Raw genomic sequence first — 16,229 nt, 5'->3', positions numbered from 1 at the left:
GGCCGCGTCGAGGGCTCGTTCAGGGCCCGGGTGGAGGGCCACTCCCGGAGCCGCAACGCCCTACCTCCCTCCCCCGTGCGGCTGCCTGCCTACCCGGAGCGGTACGGCCGGCGCCCGCCGGTCAGCTGCCGCGCCGGGTGCGGAGGAGCACCTCCGCACCCGGCGCCTGGCTGCTACAGCTCCCGCACCCTGACGTTGCGGATCTCGATCAGGTCGCTGTTGCCGTGGTTCTGCAACCCGACGAATCCGCTCAGGAACTGGCGCAGGTCCGTCGGCGGGTCGCCCTGGCGGGACGAGGCCTTGCCCGGCGTGTTGTCGAACTCGTTGATCACGACGCCGTTACGGGTGATCGTGTAGTGCTGCCCGACCACCCGGATCTCGTAGTCGTTCCACTGGCCCTTCGGGGTCACCCCGGCCTGGTCCAGCCCGATCGGGTCGAAGTTGTAGATCGACCCGGTCTTCTGCGGCTCGCCGGTGGGACCGTCGTAGATCTGGATCTCGTGACCGCAGTAGATGGCCACCCAGGCCTGGGAACTACGGGCCGACCCCACCGTCCCGCAACTGCCGGCCGGTCGCTGCTCCAGCGGCGTCCGGGGGTCCGGGAACCGGACGAACGCGCCGCTGTTGGCGTACGTGTTGCCGGTGGAGACGTCCCGGAACTGCAGCCGCAGGGAGAAGTCCGCGAACTCCTGCTTGGCGTACCAGAGCATGCCGAGCCCGCCCGAGCTGCGGATCGAGCCGTCCGGCTGGAGCGTGAACGACCCGCCGGGCGCCTGCCGCCAGTCGGCGAGCGAGCCCGCCGAGCCGTCGAAGATCGGCTGGTAGCCGGGGGCCTTGCCGATCGGCGACTGGGCGGCGGCCTTCTGCAGCGCGGACGCCTCGCGGCTGTCGAGGACGCCGGCCTTGCGCAGGTCGCCCACCACAGCGGCGACGTGGCTCACGAACTGGCCGTGGTCGGTCCACATGCGCTCGTCGTCGATCAGGTCGTTGACGGTGCAGTCGCCGCCGACCTGGTGGTTGGTCACGCCGGTGTCGGCGTCGAGGAGCCGTACCGTCCTGCGGGTGTCCGGTGCGGCGCAGCCGACGACCACCTCGATCGTTCCGGTGGCCACCTCGCCGTCGGCGTAGGTCACCTTCACCGTCGCCTGGAAGGTGCCGAACTTCGCGTACGTGTGGGTGGGGTTGGCCTCGCGCGACGGCGCGCTGCCGTCACCGAAGTTCCACTCCCAGGCCACGCCGCCGGCCTTCGCGCTGGAGAAGGCGATCGTCTTCGGGTTGCTCTGCGCGACGGCCCGCGCGGTGGCGTGGTTCGGGTTCGGCGTGGCCGGGCCGCCCTGGTAGGCGATCCGGACCAGCTTCTGGTTCGGGTGCAGGCTGAAGAACCCGCCGGCGTAGTCCAACAGGTAGAGCGCGCCGTCCGGGCCGAACTTGGCGTCCATCCAGGACTGGAGCTGGGTGCCGCCGCTGCCCGAGCGGATGATGCTGCGCAGGTCCTCGGCGAAGGCCGGGGGCCCCTGCTTCGGCACGTTCGCCGGGTCGACGGTCACCGCGACGCGGTTGTTGGCGTTGGACTGGTCACCGATGAACCACTTGTTGTCCCAGTACGCCGGCCAGGCCACGCCGCTGTCGACGTCGACCTTCTCCCGCTGGTAGGTGGGGCCGTCCATGATGGCCTGGCCGCCGCCCTTGAGGTACGGCTGGGTGAACGTCTCCTGCCCGACCTGGTAGGTCGGCAGGCCGCTGCCGTCGGTGCGCTTCGGGTAGACCGGGCCACCGCCCTGCGGCGAGTACCAGATCATGTTGTCCCGCGCCGGCGGGATGTCGACCAGCCCGGTGTTGCGCGGCGAGGTGTTCTTCAGGTTGTCGCAGTCGTACCAGCCGGCGAGCACGTTGGCGTCGGTGTTGCTGCGGTCCCGGTAGGGCTGCCGGTTGCCCATGCAGTACGGCCAGCCCTGGTTGCCGGCGGAGGTGATGATCGTCGCCGTCTCGTACTTCGCCGGTCCGAGCTCCGGGCTGGGGCCACCGGCGTCCGGGCCGACCCACGCGGCGGTCAGCCAGTCGTTGACCGGGTCCCAGGCGATCCGCGCGATGTTGCGGACACCCATCACGTAGATCTCCGGACGGGTCTTGCCGCCGCCCTCCTCCTCGCCGGTGAACAGGTTGCCGTCGGGGATGGTGTAGGTGCCGTCCGGCTCCGGGTGGATCCGCAGGATCTTGCCGTTGAGGTCGTTGGTGTTGCCGGAGGTGCGCCGGGCGTCCTGGAACGACACGCCCTGGTACTCCTGGGTCCAGTTGTTGCCGGAGTAGCCGCTGGAGCCGCCGGACGAGTTGCTGTCGCCGGTACCGATGTAGAGGTTGCCGCTCTCGTCGAAGGTCATGCCACCGCCCGCGTGGCAGCAGCTGTGGATCTGCGTGTCCCAGCGCAGCAGGTCCTTGCGGGTGCCCTGGTCGATGGTCTGCTTCGCGGCGTCGTAGGTGAACCGGGACACCGTCCGCTGGCCGATCCGCTTGACCCGGTCGATCGACTCGTGCGGCATCCAGTAGACGTAGACCCAGCGGTTCTGCGCGAAATTCGGGTCGAGGGTGATGCCGACCAGGCCCTCCTCGTTCTTCACCAGCTCGCTGCCGCTGCCCCGGTTGCCCATCACGGCGAGGGTGGTGAGGAGCTTGACCTGCTTGGTCTTCGGGTCCCACTGGTGGATGGTCCCGCAGCCGAGGCCGACCTTGGGGTCGTCCCAGCTGACGACCGGCCCGGACGGGCAGGCCGCCTTGCCGATGTAGAAAACCGTGCCGTCGGGCGCGATGGTCAGGCCGTGCGGCTCGCCGATCTGGTCGAGCTGGCCCGGCTGGTTGGTGGCGGTCAGCCGCTCGATCCGGTAGTTCGAGGCGACGGTCGCCTGGCAGTCGCCGCGGACCAGACCGGCGGTCCACCTGATCGCGCCGAGCAGGTGGCTGCGGAACTGCCTGTCGGTGGTGTAGCTGGCCTCGGTGCGTCCCATGCCGGTGTAGAAGGACCGGCCGCCGTCGTAGTCCTGGCACCAGGAGATCGGGTGGAAGGCGCCGTTGCCGCTCAGGCCCGGGTTGTAGCTGCCCTCCTCGACCTGCGCGACGGTGTGCACCCGGCCGGTCGGGCTCGGGTCCCAGTTGATCCACTGGTCGGACCGCTTCCAGGTCAGCGGCAGGCCCTGGTTGGCCGGGTGCTGCCGGTCGGTGAGGTCGACCACGGCCTGCTGCACCGTGCTGTCCGGCGGCGGGCCGGCGTCGGGACCGATCAGCCACAGCTCGGCGAGCTGGATCAGCGGTTCCCCGCTGTTGGCGGTGACGTTGAGCCGGTAGTGCAGGTAGGCCTTGCTGTTGGTGAAGCTGAACTGCCGGGTCTGGAACCGCTGCGGGAACGTCTCGTTGCTGCGGGTGTCCAGGTCCGTCCAGGTGGTGCCGTCCTCGGAGCCCTGCAGGGTCCAGTTCTTCGGGTCCCGGCCCGGGAAGTCGTTGGCGGAGGTCAGCGCGTAGCGGCTCACCACCACCGGCTTCGCCAGCTTCACCGCCAGCCAGCCGGTCGGGTTGAAGGTCAGCCACTTGGTCCCGGTCGACCCGTCGATCGCCTTCGCGGCGGTCTCGTTCGGCGGGTTCTCCGCGCTCGCCGAGGCGGAGACGGGCTTCTCGGCGTTCGGCAGGCCGGCGGCCGGGCGGGTGCCGATCAGGCCGGTGAACCAGGCGGAGGTGGGTTGGGCGCGGGCCGCGTCGTGCACGCCGAGGAAACCGCCGCCGCCCTTGATGTACGCCTGGAACGCGGCCTCCTGGGCGTCGTCGAGGGCGACCCCGTTGGCGGACAGGAACACCACGCTCCGGTACCGGGCCAGGTTGCCGAAGGTGAACACCCCCGGGTCGGCGGACGCGTCGACGGCGAATCCGTGCTCCGCGCCCAGGTCCCGGATCGCGTCGACAGCCTTGGTGACCGGATCGTCCTGCTGGTCCACCGGGCCGTGGAAGACCAGCAGCTTCACCGCGGCAGCGGCCTCGGCGGGCGCCGCCTGCACGGGCGCCGGGCCGGCGGCGTGCGCGGGCAGGGCCAGCAGGCCGAGCGTCAGCACGGCGCTCGCGGCGAGGGCGCTCGTGCGTCGTACCCGGCGGGTGGCCGGTGGTGGGGAGGCTGTGACGTCGACGGGCCGACGTCCGCCCCATCGGGACAGGCGGAAACGGCGTTGTTGAGCCATTTCGACTCCTTCACGGGTGAGGTGTGGCGGAGGTGCGTTGTCCGAGCGGGTCGAGCAGGAGACGGTGCGGTCAGGAGATGCCGGCGGGCCCACGGCGGTGACGCGGTCCGGGGTGACCGCCGGTCCGTACAGCTCCGGACGGACCGGCGGCCGACGCCCCTCGTCGGCGGCGCGGGTGGTCAGTTGTGCTGGTGCTGCCCGGCGTCGGCGGTGGTGCCGGTGGCGTTCGCCGGGTGGGAGTGGTGGCCGTGGCCCGGAGGCATCGCCCCGTCCTCGTCCAGGACGTGCAGCATGGTCGACATGCCGCCGTCGGAGTGGAACTGCATGTGGCAGTGCAGCATCCAGTGCCCCGGTCCGACCGAGTCACCGGCCGTCACCTGGAACCCGAACGAGTCGCCGGGGCCGAGCGGCTTGTTGTCGATGATCGGGACGCCGTCGGCGAACGGCTGTCCGTTGTCCACCAGGCCGGTCCGGGTGTCCGCCCAGGAGTGGCCGTGCAGGTGGAAGGTGTGCATGTCGTTGCCGATGCCGACGACGACGAACTCGACCTTCTCCCCCTTGCGGGCGACCAGGCAGGTCGGCCCCGGCTGCGGGTTCTGCGCGTCGCAGGTGTCGGCGGCCGCGCCGCGGCGCAGGTTGATGCTCTGCCGATCGCCGAAGACCACGGTGTAGGTGCGATCCGGCTTCGGGTCGCCGGGTCGCCGGACCACCAGCCCGCCGAAGAGACCCGCGCCGAGGCCCTGGGTGCCGTGCGGACCGCCCACCACGTGGTCGTGGTACCACCAGTAGCCGGCCGTGCCCGGCGAACCGGTCTTCCTGTTCCGCTGCTGGGCGAACCAGGTGTACGTGCGCGACTCGCCGGGCGGGACGAAGGAGCCGCTCTGCACGGTGCCGTCGGAGAGCTGGGTGTACTTGACCCCGTGCACGTGCAGCGACACGCCCAGTGGGTGCGCCGGGTCGGTACGCAGCTGCGTCAGGGTGGCCGCCGGCACCTGGTTGTGCAGGGTGATAGCGACGCACTCCCCCTCGGTCATCTCGATCGTCGGGCCCGGGTAGGAGGCCGTCTGCGGGGTGAGGCCGTAGCCGAGCCGGATCTGGGTGCCGTCCTTGGGCAGCTCCACCGCGTACAGCTGCATGCTGCGGTCCGGCTTGGCACAGCCTTCCGGCCGTTCGGCGAAGAACGCCCCGGAGCGGGCGGCGGCCAGGCCGCCGGCGCCGACCAGGGTCAGCAGCACGGTGGCCGCCACCACCAGCAGCCGGCGGGTGCTCGGTCCGCGGCGCCTGCCGGCACCGTCGTCCTCGGGCGCGCCGCCGTCCCCGGGCGACGGGGGGTCCTCGACGAGACGCCAGGCGCTCACCGGTCACCCCGCAGGTCGACGATGCGCTGGTAGCTGCGCTCGGCGGCGCCGAGGGAGCCCGGCGGGTTGGGCTGGGCGTTCGGCCCGGTGTCCTGCTCCCACAGGTAGGTGAACCGGCCACCCCCGTCGAGCTCGGTGAAGAACTCGGCGAACGGGATGACCCCGGCGCCGAACTCGACGTCCAGGTAGGAGTTGCCCTGCTGCGGGTCGGGCAGCGGGACGCCGTCCTTGACGTGGAACAGCGGGAACCGGTGCGGATGCGCGTTGACGTAGTCGACCGGCCGGAACCCCGGGTACTTGCGGGCACCTCCGTACGCCCACAGGATGTCCATCTCCAGGAACACGTACCGGGGATCGGTCAGCTCCAGGAACAGGTCGTACAGCCGCACGTCGGGCCGGTCGACGGCGAAGCTGAACTCGATGGTGTGGTTGTGCTGGTAGAGCTTGATCCCCCGGGCCGCGGCGGCGGCGCCCCACTCGTTGAACTCGGCGGCGGCGGCCTGGTACCCGGCGGTGGTGCGGTTGCCGGTGGGCGCCTGCGCGGTGCCGAGGGCCGGCATGCCGAGGGTCTCGGCGACGTCCAGTTCCCACTCCAGGTTGTTCCGGAAGTCGCCGAGCCCGCGGTGGCTGCCGGCCGCCTTCAGCCCGTTGTCGTCGAGCAGCTGGCGGATCTGCGCCGGCGTGATCGGGCCGACGTTGCCCTGGGTGTAGCCGGCGAACTCCACCTCCCGGTAGCCGATGCGGGACAGCTCCTCGAAGACGGCCGCGAAGCCGAACTGCGTGACCTTGTCCCGGACGCTGTAGAGCTGGATGCCCAGGTGCCCGCGCGGCACCAGGTGGCCGTTCGAGGCGCCGCCGGACGCCGTGGCGGGCAGCGCTCCGGCGAGGCTGGCCGCGCCGACCGCGACGGTGGAGCCGGCGAGGCCGCGCAGTAACGCCCGACGGTCGATCCTGTTCTTCGCCATGGTTGTTCCCTTCGATCGTCAGCAGCAGCTGCTCGGGTTGGCAGAGGAGGGCGCGCCGCCGGGGCAGCACGCGGAGAGCGGCGCGATCCGCACGTTGCGGAAGCTCACGACGTCGGCGGTGCCGTGGTTCTGCAGTCCGATGTGTCCGCGGGCGTGCTGGCGGCCGGCGCCGCCCGGGTCGTCGGCCCGGGGCGGGCTGAACACCGCGTCCGGGGTGTTCACGTACTCGTTGATCAGTTCGCCGTTGCGGAAGACGGAGTAGTGCTGGCCCACCACCCGGATCTCGTAGTCGTTCCAGGTGCCCTTCGGGGCCACCTTCGCGCCGGCCAGGTCGACCCGGTCGAAGCCGTACACCGATCCGCTCTTGTACTGGTCGCCGTCGGGCCGGTCGTGGATCTGCAGCTCGTGGCCGTACTTGATGGCCACCCACTCGGGGCGGGGCTCCTGGGCATGGCCGTGCACGTCGGGGAAGCGGACGAAGACTCCGCTGTTGGCGCGGCCGGTGCCGGGGGCGTCGTCGCGCCACTGCAGCTTCAGCGAGAAGTCGCCGTACTCGGCGGTGGGTAGCCAGAGCATGCCGAGGCCGGGGACGGCCCGGCTGGTGATCGAGCCGTCGGCGTTGCGGGTGAATCCGCCCGCGCCGACGTGCTCCCACCGGTCGAACGACGCCGCCGAGGCGTCCAGCAGCGGCTGGTAGCCGTTCTTCCCGTCCGGCTTGCCGACGCCGGAGCGGGCGGCGGCGCTCACCAGGCGACCGTGTTCCTTGTGGTCGATCAGGCCGAGGTGGTGCAGGTGCTCCGCGACGTCCGTGACGTGCTTGACGAACTGGCCGTGGTGGGGCCACGCCTTCTCGTCGTGGATGGCGTTGTTGATCGTGCAGCCGTCGGCGACCACCCGGTTCGGCACGCCGCTGTCCACCGTGCCGAGCCACACCGTCGGCCGGGTGTCCGGCACCGGGCAGGCGCTGGGGCCGCTGGCGACCACGGTGAAGGTGACCGACGCGGTGCCCGAGGTGTTGCCGGCCTTGTCGGTGGCCCGGTAGCTGACCGTGTGCCCGCCGGGCTGGTTCACGGTGACCGGCGCCGAGTAGCGGGCGTACGGCTGCCCGTCGAGGGAGTACTCGATCCGGTCCACGCCTGAGCCGGCGTCGGCGGCGGTGAGGATGACGGTGGCGCTGCCGAGGTAGGCGCCGTGGTCGTCGAGCTGGCCGGAGAGCGCCGCCGTGACGGTCGGCGGGGTGGTGTCCGGCGCCGGCGGGTCGACCACGGTGAACGACACCGACTGGGCGGCCGAGGTGTTGCCGGCCTTGTCGGTGGCCCGGTAGCTGACCGTGTGCTGGCCGACCTGGTTGACGGTGACCGGCGCCGAGTAGGCGGCGTAGGGCTGCCCGTCGAGGGAGTACTCGATCCGGTCCACACCGGTGCCGGTGTCGGTGGCCGAGATGGTGACCGTGGCGGCGCCGACGTACGCCCCGGCGTTGTCCCGCTGGCCGCTCACCGTGGCGGTCGCCGTCGGTGGCGTGGTGTCCGGGGCGGGCGGCTGCACCACGGTGAACGACACCGACTGCGCGGCCGAGGTGTTGCCCGCCTTGTCCGTCGCCCGGTAGCTCAGCGTGTGCTGCCCCGGCTGGTTGACCGTCACCGGCGCGGAGTAGCCGGCGTAGGCGCCCCCGTCCAGGGAGTACTCGATCCGGTCGACGCCCGACTCCGTGTCCGTGGCCGACAGCGTCACGGTGGCGCTGCCGACGTAGGCGCCGTTGTCGTCGCGCTGCCCGGTGACCGCGGCCGTCGCGGTCGGCGGGGTGGTGTCCGGCTCCGGCGGTCGCACCACGGTGAACGACACCGACTGCGCGGTCGAGGTGTTGCCCGCCTTGTCCGTCGCCCGGTAGCTCAGCGTGTGCTGGCCGGGCTGGGTCACGGCGACCGGCGCGGTGTAGGTGGCGTACGGCTGCCCGTCGAGGGAGTACTCGATCCGGTCGACGCCCGACTCCGTGTCGGTGGCCGACAGCGTCACCGTCGCCGAGCCCACGTACGCGCCGTTGTCGTCGCGCTCCCCGGTGACCGCGGCCGTCGCGGTCGGCGGGGTGGTGTCCGGCTTCGGCGGTTCCACCACGGTGAAGGAGACCGACTGGGCCGCGGAGGTGTTGCCCGCCTTGTCGGTGGCCCGGTAGGTCACCGTGTGCTGCCCCGGCTGGTTGACCGTCACCGGCGCCGCGTAGGTGGCGTACGCACCGCCGTCCAGGGAGTACTCGACGCGGTCGACGCCCGACTCGGTGTCCGTGGCCGACAGCGTCACGGTGGCGCTGCCGACGTAGGCGCCGTTGTCGTCGCGCTGCCCGGTGACCGCGGCCGTCGCGGTCGGCGGGGTGGTGTCCGGCTTGGGCGGTTCCACCACGGTGAACGACACCGACTGCGGGGTCGAGGTGTTGCCCGCCTTGTCGGTGGCCCGATAGGTCACCGTGTGCTGCCCCGGCTGGTTGACCGTCACCGGCGCCGAGTAGGTGCCGTAGGGGCCGCCGTCCAGGGAGTACTCGACCCGGTCGACGCCGGAGCCCTCGTCGGTCGCGGACAGCGTCACCGTCGCCGACCCCAGGTAGGCGCCGGTGTCGTTCCGCTCGCCCGACACCGCAGCCGACGCGGTCGGGGGCGTGGTGTCCGAGCCGCCACCGGTGACGACCAGGAGGCCGGCCATCCCGCCGTGGCCGGGGATGGCGCAGAAGTAGCGGTACGTGCCGGGCGAGAGCACCACGTCGACGGTCCACCGGCCCCCGTTGGCGTCCGTCGGGTCGGCCAGGATGTTCACGTCGACGTCGCTGTTGTACGCCGGGTTGGTGGTGTCGAAGGTCAGGGTGTGCTGCATGCCGGTGGTGTTGCCGGTCGCGGCGCTGTTCTCGAACACGAGCGTCGCCGGCCCGGCGACGGCGGTGGTGGGCGCGGAGAGGTACGAGAGGAAGTTGTCGCCGGCGGTCCAGGTCAGCACCTGGGCCTGTAGCTGCCGGGGCGGCCCGCTCGCGTCGACTGTCCGTGCGCGGTCCGCGTCGACCGGGCGCGCGTTCGCCGGAGCCGCCACCAGTCCGGCTGTCACCAGCAGCAGGACCGCCGTGGCGACTGCCGCAATCGAATGCCGGAGCCGGCCCACGGAGAGCCGACCGGGCGGTGAGTACCCGTTCATGGATTCCTCTTTCACGGTCCGAGGGGGACACCGGCGCAGCGTGCGTCGGCCGGCCGATGTCATGAGTAGTCAGCGCTGCCGCGTCCCGAGGCTTCGGGAGCTGCTCGGGGGCGGCAGGGGCACACCTGTCCGCGGATCCAGGTCGAGCGTCGTCACATGCCCGTACGAACCCTTCATCAGATCGACGGCTTCTTCGTGTCGGCAGCCTGTGCGCCCCTCCCTGGCCGCACGGGGTCCTCGGCCGTGACCAGCTGTCACGGTCGTCCTGGGTGAACGGGGTCTGCCTGATGCCAGCGGCGAGCCGGTTCGCGCGCGCGGGTCAGACAGGTGCCGCGTCGGGGTGACGGGATGTGAGTGAGAAGGGATGGGCATCGGTCAAGCCACGGAGCGTTTCCGCACCGGGGCGCTGTCTTGGAGCGCCGACCCGGGGTGCCATCCCTGGCCTTACCCGTGGCCGCCGGGCGTGTTGCGCCGCCTGGGACCACGGTCGAGAGTCACCGCGCCGCCGGTTCATCTCGATGAAACATATTGATGTGTCCCGACACTACTGACTTGCCGTCAGCGTGTCCAGACCTTTCGTCGCCGCTGACACTACTTTCATTCAGAATGACGAAAGTCGGCAGCGTCGCAGGTCGCGTAGGCGTTACACCCCCGCCAGCGCTTGCCTGAGGCGCCCGTCAGGAGACGGGTTCGGGGCAGCAGACCGTCAGCGCACCGGGGACGACCCGCACCTTGAGCCTGGTGACCTCCTTGCGGGCACCGCCGTCAAGTTCGTACCTGCGCGGCGCCGCGAGGCGGACCCTGACCCTGCGGCCCCGCGTGACGCGTACGAACGGCGACTCCGCCGAGCGGCCGGCGGCCATCCGGCCGAGGGTGCGCGCCCAGTCCACCGCGCCGTCGGCGGTGGACACGCCGACCTCCAGGCAGCCGTCGTCGGGGCGGGCGTCGTCGAAAGCGGGGATGCCGCCGGTGATGGTGCCGACGTTGCCGAACAGCACGCAGCTCGCCTCGCCGTCGAACCACCCGGCGCCGTCGACGGTGATCCGGGTGCGGACCAGTTCGCCCCGGACGTGCCGCAGCCCCGTCCACATGTACGCGAGGCGGCCGAACCTGCCCTTGAGCGTGCGGTCGGCGTCGCGGATGAGGTCGCCGTCGAAGCCGGCGCCGGCCATCACGGCGAAGTGTTCGCCGTTGAGCCTGCCGAGGTCCAGGGCGCGGCGCGGGCCGCGCAGGCCGATCCGGACGGCCTCGGAAAGGTCCTCGGGGATGCCGAGGTTGGCGGCGAAGAGGTTGGCGGTGCCCGCGGGCAGGATCGCCATGGCGGCGCCCGAGCCGGCAAGGGCGTCGGCGCAGCGTTGCACCATGCCGTCGCCGCCCCACACGAAGACCAACTCGGCGCCCTTCTTCAGCGCCTTACGGACCTTCTTCGGCGCCTTGCGGCTCTTCGGCACCTCGCACCAGATCAGGTTCTCGACCCCGGCGCCGGCCAGCTCCGCGCGTAGCGCGTCGAGGCCGCCGCCGAGGGTCTTCCTGCGGTGGGCGACGACCGCGACCGTGCCGACGGCCGCCGGCGCGGCATCCGCCGCGGTACTCGTGCTCATGGCCGGCGGTGATACCCAGCCCGCGCGGTTTCCACGCCCGGGCCGGTGAGGCGGGTCAGCCCCCGGCCGTCATCCGGGGACGCCGGGCGGCCGGCCGTCATCGCGCGTGCGCCAGCCACCGCCAGCGGGGCAGCTCCGCGACCACGGTCAGCAGCACCAGCGCCGTCGTGGCGACGGCCACGCCTCGCGGCCACGCGAACCAGGCCGACACGCCCGCGGCGACCAGTTGCAGCACGACCAGCGCGATGGTGACGATGCCGGGCACCGGAACCAGCACCCGTGGCCTGTCCCCCGGGGTGGCGAAGACCGTCGGCAGCCCCACGAGGACGACCACCGAGGCGACCGCCAGGACCACCGAGTGCGGGGCGAGCGCCCACGGCGTCGCCACCCAGGCGATCAGTTCGGTGACGAACCGCAGCGCGGACGCCGGGCCGGGACGATTGGGCGAGGTCTGTTCGATCACGGCCGCGAGTATGGCCGGTCGGCGGGGGTGTCTGCCCCGCCGACCGGCCGGAACAGCGCTACAGGGTACGGGCGAGACGGTCGGCGAGGATGCGGGTGAACCGGGATGGGTCGGCCAGCTCCCCACCCTCAGCGAGCAGCGCCATGCCGTACAACAGCTCGGCGGTCTCCTTCAGCGACTCCTCGGTGCCGCCCTCCCCGTGGGCCTTGCGCAGGCCGGTGACGAGCGGGTGCCCCGGGTTCAGCTCCAGGATCCGCTTGACCGCCGGCACCTCGTGCCCCATCGCCCGGTACATCTTCTCCAGCGTCGGGGTGATGTCGTGGGCGTCACCGACGACGCAGGCGGGCGAGGTGGTCAGCCGGGAGGAGAGGCGGACCTCCTTGACGGAGTCGGCGAGGGTGGCCCCCATCCAGGTGAGCAGATCGGCGAAGTCCTTGCGCTGCTGCTCGCGCTCGGCCTCGGCTTCCTTCTTCTCCTCCTCGGTGTCCAGGTCGACCTGGCCCTTGGCGATCGAGCGCAGGGTCCGGCCGTCGTACTGGCCGACGCGCTCGACCCACACCTCGTCGACCGGGTCGGTGAGCAGCAGCACCTCGTAGCCCTTGGCGCGGAACGCCTCCATGTGCGGCGAGTTCTCGATCATGGAGCGGGACTCGCCGGTGGCGTAGTAGATGTCGGCCTGCCCGTCCTTCATCCGGCTGACGTAGCCGGCGAGGTCGGTCGGCTCGGCCGGGTCGTGGGTCGAGGCGACCGAGAGGATCTCCAGGAGGGTGTCCCGGTTCTCCGTGTCGTCGATCAGGCCCTCCTTGACCGCCGCGCCGAACTCGGTCCAGAAGGTCCGGTAGCGCTCGGCGTGGTTGGCCTTCATGTCCCTGACGGTGGACAGGATCTTCTTGACCAGCCGACGGCGGACCACCTGGATCTGCCGGTCCTGCTGGAGGATCTCCCGGGAGATGTTCAGCGACAGGTCGTGCGCGTCCACCACGCCCTTGACGAAGCGCAGGTAGTTCGGCATGAGCGCTTCGCAGTCGTCCATGATGAAGACGCGCTTGACGTAGAGCTGCACGCCGCGGCGACCCTGCGGGGCGAACAGGTCCAGCGGGGCGTGGGAGGGGATGAACAGCAGCGCCTCGTACTCGAAGGTGCCCTCGCCCTTCATGTGCACGATGTCCAGCGGGTCGGCCCAGTCGTGGCTGACGTGCTTGTAGAACTCCTTGTACTCGGCCTCGTCGACCTCGTCGCGGGGCCGGGCCCAGAGCGCCTTCATCGAGTTGAGCGTCTGGGTCTCGGTCGTGGTCGCGTCGCCCTCGCCCGGGCGCTCGACGGTCATCCGGATCGGCCAGGCGATGAAGTCGGAGTACCGCTTGACGATCTCCCGGATCGTCCACTCGGCGGTGTAGTCGTGCAGGTTGTCCTCGGCGTCCGCCGCCTTGAGGTGCAGGGTCACCGCGGTGCCCTGCGGCACCTCGTCGACCGCCTCGACGGAGTAGGTGCCCTCGCCGGCCGACTCCCAGCGGGTGCCGCCGGTCTCCCCCGCCCGCCGGGTCACCAGCTCCACCCGGTCGGCGACCATGAACGCCGCGTAGAAGCCGACCCCGAACTGGCCGATCAGCTCCTGCCGCGCCCCGGCGTCGGCGGACTCGCGCAGCTTGCGCAGCAGCTCCGCCGTGCCCGACTTGGCGATCGTGCCGATCACCTGGACCACCTCGTCGCGGGACATGCCGATGCCGTTGTCCCGGACGGTCAGCGTGCGCGCCGCCTTGTCGACCTCGATCTCGATGTGCAGGTCGGAGGTGTCGACCTCCAACTCCTTGTCGACCATCGACGCCAGCCGCAGCTTGTCCAGCGCGTCCGAGGCGTTCGAGATCAGTTCGCGCAGGAAGACGTCCTTGTTCGAGTAGATCGAGTGGACCATCAGCTGGAGCAGCTGACGCGCCTCGGCCTGGAACTCCAACGTCTCGGCCTGGTTACTCACGCCGTGTCCTTTCATCCTCGAAAGCCCACCAGAGGTTCGCCGAAAGGATACGAGCCGTCGCCCACGGCGAGACGACGACGCCCGGTCGAAATTTCCCGACCGGGCGTCATCAGGGGTACCCGCAGGTGGGCCGGGGTTGCGTGCGGCAGGCGCGCTTTGCCCGGAGGCTCTACCGTCGACGGTGGCGTCACCGTGGCCGCCGGGAGAGCCGAGGGCTGGTGCGACCGCCGCGTGCGGCGGTCAGTACGGTAGGGATGTGTCTCTATGGATGGCCGCGATGTGGGGGCTGGTCGGCAGCGCGGTGGCCGAGGCGCTCAACCTGTCCGGGATGATGCGCCCGACCACCGAGTCCGGGGGGCGGTGGCAGTGGCCGTGGCGGGACCGGCGGGACGCCCCGATCGTCGTGTTCGCGGTGCTGCTCCGGACCGTGGCCGGCACCGGGCTCGCCGCCGCGGCCGGGGCGGGTGGCCTGGCCACCACCGCCTTCGCCAGCTTCACCTTCGGGGTGGCGGCGCCGCTCGTGATCGCCAAGATGTTCGACCAGGTCCGGGTGACGGAGGAGCCGTCCGACGACACACGTGGCGGACCGAACGGCGAGCACGATGACGCCGCGTGAGAGTCTGCTGGGCAGGTTCGTCTCCGCGCTGTCGGCCCGGCCGGCCGCCACGGCCACGGCCGTTCCCGTGCCGACCCGCACCAGGCTGGCCGCCGCGCTCGCCGCGCGGCCCGTGGCCGCCCGAGCGGCCGGTCACGCCCCGGAGCCCGTCGGGGAACCCGACCACGGGGGGAAACTGACCCAGCGGGTCAAGGAGGTGCTGGCCGGCATCCTGGGCGTCACCGCCGACCAGTTGCGGGTCGACGCCGACGGCGACGTCGGCATCCGCGTCGGCTCCGCCATGATCTTCGTACGGGCGCAGGACGACCCGCCGCTGGTCGACGTGTTCTCGCCGCTGCTCACCGGGGTCCAGCCGACCGAGTCGCTGTACCGGCGGCTCTCCGACCTGACCAACGGTCTCGTCGTCGGCCGCGTCTACTGCACCGGGGACACGGTATGGGCGTCCGTGCCCGTCTTCGGGCAGGACTTCGTGCCCACCCACCTGCTGCTGGCCGTACGGGCCATGGTCGAGCTCGCCGACGACCTCGACGACCAGCTCCGGCGGGAGTTCGGCGGCAGCCGATTCTTCGGCGAGGAGTCCTCGGGCCTGGCGGCGGTGCCTGACCCGACCGGCTACCTGCGCGACCTCGACCGGGCCGGCGCGAGCGGAGCGGGCAGCGTCCTGGTCGACCTGCTGGCCGACCGGGGGCGGACGGAGGAGCTGCGGGCCCGCGCCGAGCACGGCGACTGGCACGCCGCCGCCCGGCTCGCCGCGCTGCTCGCCGGGGAGGGGCGCGCCGACGAGGCCGAACGGTACTGGCGGATCGCCGCCGACCAGGGCGACCCGAGGGCCCGCGACGAGCTGGCCGCCCTGCTGGCCGCCCGGGGCCGGCACGACGAGGCGATCGTGCTGCTGCGGCAGGCGGTCGAGGCCGACGACTGGCGCCCCCTGCCGCTGCTGCTCACGCTGCTCACCGAGCGTGGCCTCGTCGACGAGGCGATCGCCCTGCTGCGCCGCCGCGCCGCCGCCCGGGACTGACCCCCGCCCCACACCGCGTCGCGGACGATTCGGCGCCGGTACCGCTTCTCGGCCCTGTCGAGCTGCCCTCACGGATGGGGCATGCGTGCCGTCGTGGGCGACTGGGCCTGGTGTGCCGGGTGGTCCTAGGGACGGGGCAGCTCGACAGGCCCGCAGGACCCCCGACCCACCGGGCCCGTCGTATCGGGTCGACCGGTCGCCACCTCGCGGTCGGTGCCTTCGTGGCAGCTGTACTGCACCCGCCCGGCCTGTCGGGTGGATGCCCGTCTGGCGCGTGTGTCCGGTTCGGCGACGGTGCCAGGGTGTGGCCTTGGGCGTTGTGTGTCGGGTTCGTGGTGGGTTGCGGTGGCGGGCGCCACCACCCCGGCGGGCATGGGCCGGGGGGTCGGGGCGTTGTAACCGTCGTGACCGCGTGACCCCCGAGCCGATTCCACGGGCCGGGGCGACGGCCGGAATGCCGGCCGGACCCGCGTCGTTACATCCCCCGGGACCGCGCCCCCTTGAACGCCGGGCGCACCCCACTTCTGGCGTGACCTTTCCTCACCCCGCGGCGCACCCGCCCCCCTTCTGGTGTGTGCCGCGCATCCCCCGATCGAAAGGTGCATACGATCATGCGTACCGCTCTGATCCGTAAGGCCGCCCTGACCGCTGCCGGCCTCGCCTTCACCGGCGGCGCCATCGCCGGCCCTGTCACCGCCGCCCACGCCGCCCCCACCACCGACACCAAGCCGGCCGCCGCCACCCAGGACCGCAAGAGCGGCGAGAAGGAACTCGGCGTGCACTACGAGGCCCAGCCGAACTTCTTCTACTGCGGCCCCGCCGCCACCCGCAACGCCCTGAGCGTGCAGGGC

General features: G+C 71.8%; 9 protein-coding genes and 1 pseudogene. 3 read left to right on the top strand and 7 right to left on the bottom strand.

What is annotated here, in order from left to right; all coding sequences use genetic code 11:
- Positions 1-173: 173 nt before the first annotated feature.
- The 7 genes from ACZ6O2_RS35140 to htpG form a co-directional block, all read right to left on the bottom strand.
- Positions 174-4,214, bottom strand: coding sequence for a ThuA domain-containing protein (locus ACZ6O2_RS35140; RefSeq protein WP_466026011.1), 4,041 nt, complete (start codon positions 4,212-4,214; stop codon positions 174-176).
- A 179-nt stretch (positions 4,215-4,393) separates the two neighbouring features.
- On the bottom strand, positions 4,394-5,572 hold the full coding sequence (locus ACZ6O2_RS35135; protein ID WP_466026010.1) for a multicopper oxidase domain-containing protein: 1,179 nt from the start codon (positions 5,570-5,572) through the stop codon (positions 4,394-4,396).
- Positions 5,569-6,537 carry a sugar phosphate isomerase/epimerase family protein gene (locus ACZ6O2_RS35130; RefSeq protein ID WP_466026009.1) on the bottom strand — a complete coding sequence of 323 codons (969 nt, stop codon included), beginning with the start codon at positions 6,535-6,537 and terminating at the stop codon, positions 5,569-5,571. The genes ACZ6O2_RS35135 and ACZ6O2_RS35130 overlap by 4 nt, the downstream gene beginning before the upstream one ends.
- An 18-nt stretch (positions 6,538-6,555) precedes the next feature.
- Entirely contained in the window at positions 6,556-9,708 is a 3,153-nt protein-coding gene (locus tag ACZ6O2_RS35125; RefSeq protein WP_466026008.1) for an OmpL47-type beta-barrel domain-containing protein, read from the bottom strand.
- Positions 9,709-10,385: 677 nt separating this feature from the next.
- The gene (locus ACZ6O2_RS35120) at positions 10,386-11,309 is read right to left on the bottom strand and encodes a diacylglycerol/lipid kinase family protein (RefSeq protein ID WP_350712567.1); all 924 of its coding nucleotides are present in this window, start codon (positions 11,307-11,309) and stop codon (positions 10,386-10,388) included.
- A gap of 97 nt (positions 11,310-11,406) precedes the next feature.
- Entirely contained in the window at positions 11,407-11,772 is a 366-nt protein-coding gene (locus ACZ6O2_RS35115) for a hypothetical protein (RefSeq protein ID WP_350712566.1), read from the bottom strand.
- A gap of 58 nt (positions 11,773-11,830) precedes the next feature.
- Positions 11,831-13,759 carry a molecular chaperone HtpG gene (gene htpG / locus ACZ6O2_RS35110; protein WP_466026007.1) on the bottom strand — a complete coding sequence of 643 codons (1,929 nt, stop codon included), beginning with the start codon at positions 13,757-13,759 and terminating at the stop codon, positions 11,831-11,833.
- Between the two features lie 241 nt (positions 13,760-14,000).
- On the opposite strand from htpG, the gene ACZ6O2_RS35105 reads away from it, so the two are divergent.
- From ACZ6O2_RS35105 to ACZ6O2_RS35095, 3 genes and pseudogenes are all read left to right on the top strand, one after another.
- On the top strand, positions 14,001-14,360 hold the full coding sequence (locus ACZ6O2_RS35105; protein WP_350712564.1) for a hypothetical protein: 360 nt from the start codon (positions 14,001-14,003) through the stop codon (positions 14,358-14,360).
- Positions 14,347-15,378, top strand: a complete 1,032-nt coding sequence (locus tag ACZ6O2_RS35100; RefSeq protein WP_466026006.1) for a T3SS (YopN, CesT) and YbjN peptide-binding chaperone 1 — start codon at positions 14,347-14,349, stop codon at positions 15,376-15,378. The genes ACZ6O2_RS35105 and ACZ6O2_RS35100 overlap by 14 nt, the downstream gene beginning before the upstream one ends.
- Before the next feature lie 611 nt (positions 15,379-15,989).
- Positions 15,990-16,229, top strand: a pseudogene (locus ACZ6O2_RS35095) (C39 family peptidase); the annotation flags it as partial.

It is taken from the genome of Micromonospora sp. NPDC048040 (assembly GCF_055587185.1).
Note: the sequence above shows the minus strand (reverse complement) of the source record. Positions and strands in the feature narration are given on the sequence as shown.

Excerpts from the sequence above, each read along its gene's own strand:
- ACZ6O2_RS35130 (WP_466026009.1), bottom strand. The coding sequence starts at position 6,537 with ATGGCGAAGAACAGGATCGACCGTCGGGCGTTACTGCGCGGCCTCGCC.
- ACZ6O2_RS35140 (WP_466026011.1), bottom strand. The coding sequence starts at position 4,214 with ATGGCTCAACAACGCCGTTTCCGCCTGTCCCGATGGGGCGGACGTCGG.
- htpG (WP_466026007.1), bottom strand. The coding sequence starts at position 13,759 with ATGAAAGGACACGGCGTGAGTAACCAGGCCGAGACGTTGGAGTTCCAG.
- ACZ6O2_RS35125 (WP_466026008.1), bottom strand. The coding sequence starts at position 9,708 with ATGAACGGGTACTCACCGCCCGGTCGGCTCTCCGTGGGCCGGCTCCGG.
- ACZ6O2_RS35120 (WP_350712567.1), bottom strand. The coding sequence starts at position 11,309 with ATGAGCACGAGTACCGCGGCGGATGCCGCGCCGGCGGCCGTCGGCACG.
- ACZ6O2_RS35100 (WP_466026006.1), top strand. The coding sequence starts at position 14,347 with ATGACGCCGCGTGAGAGTCTGCTGGGCAGGTTCGTCTCCGCGCTGTCG.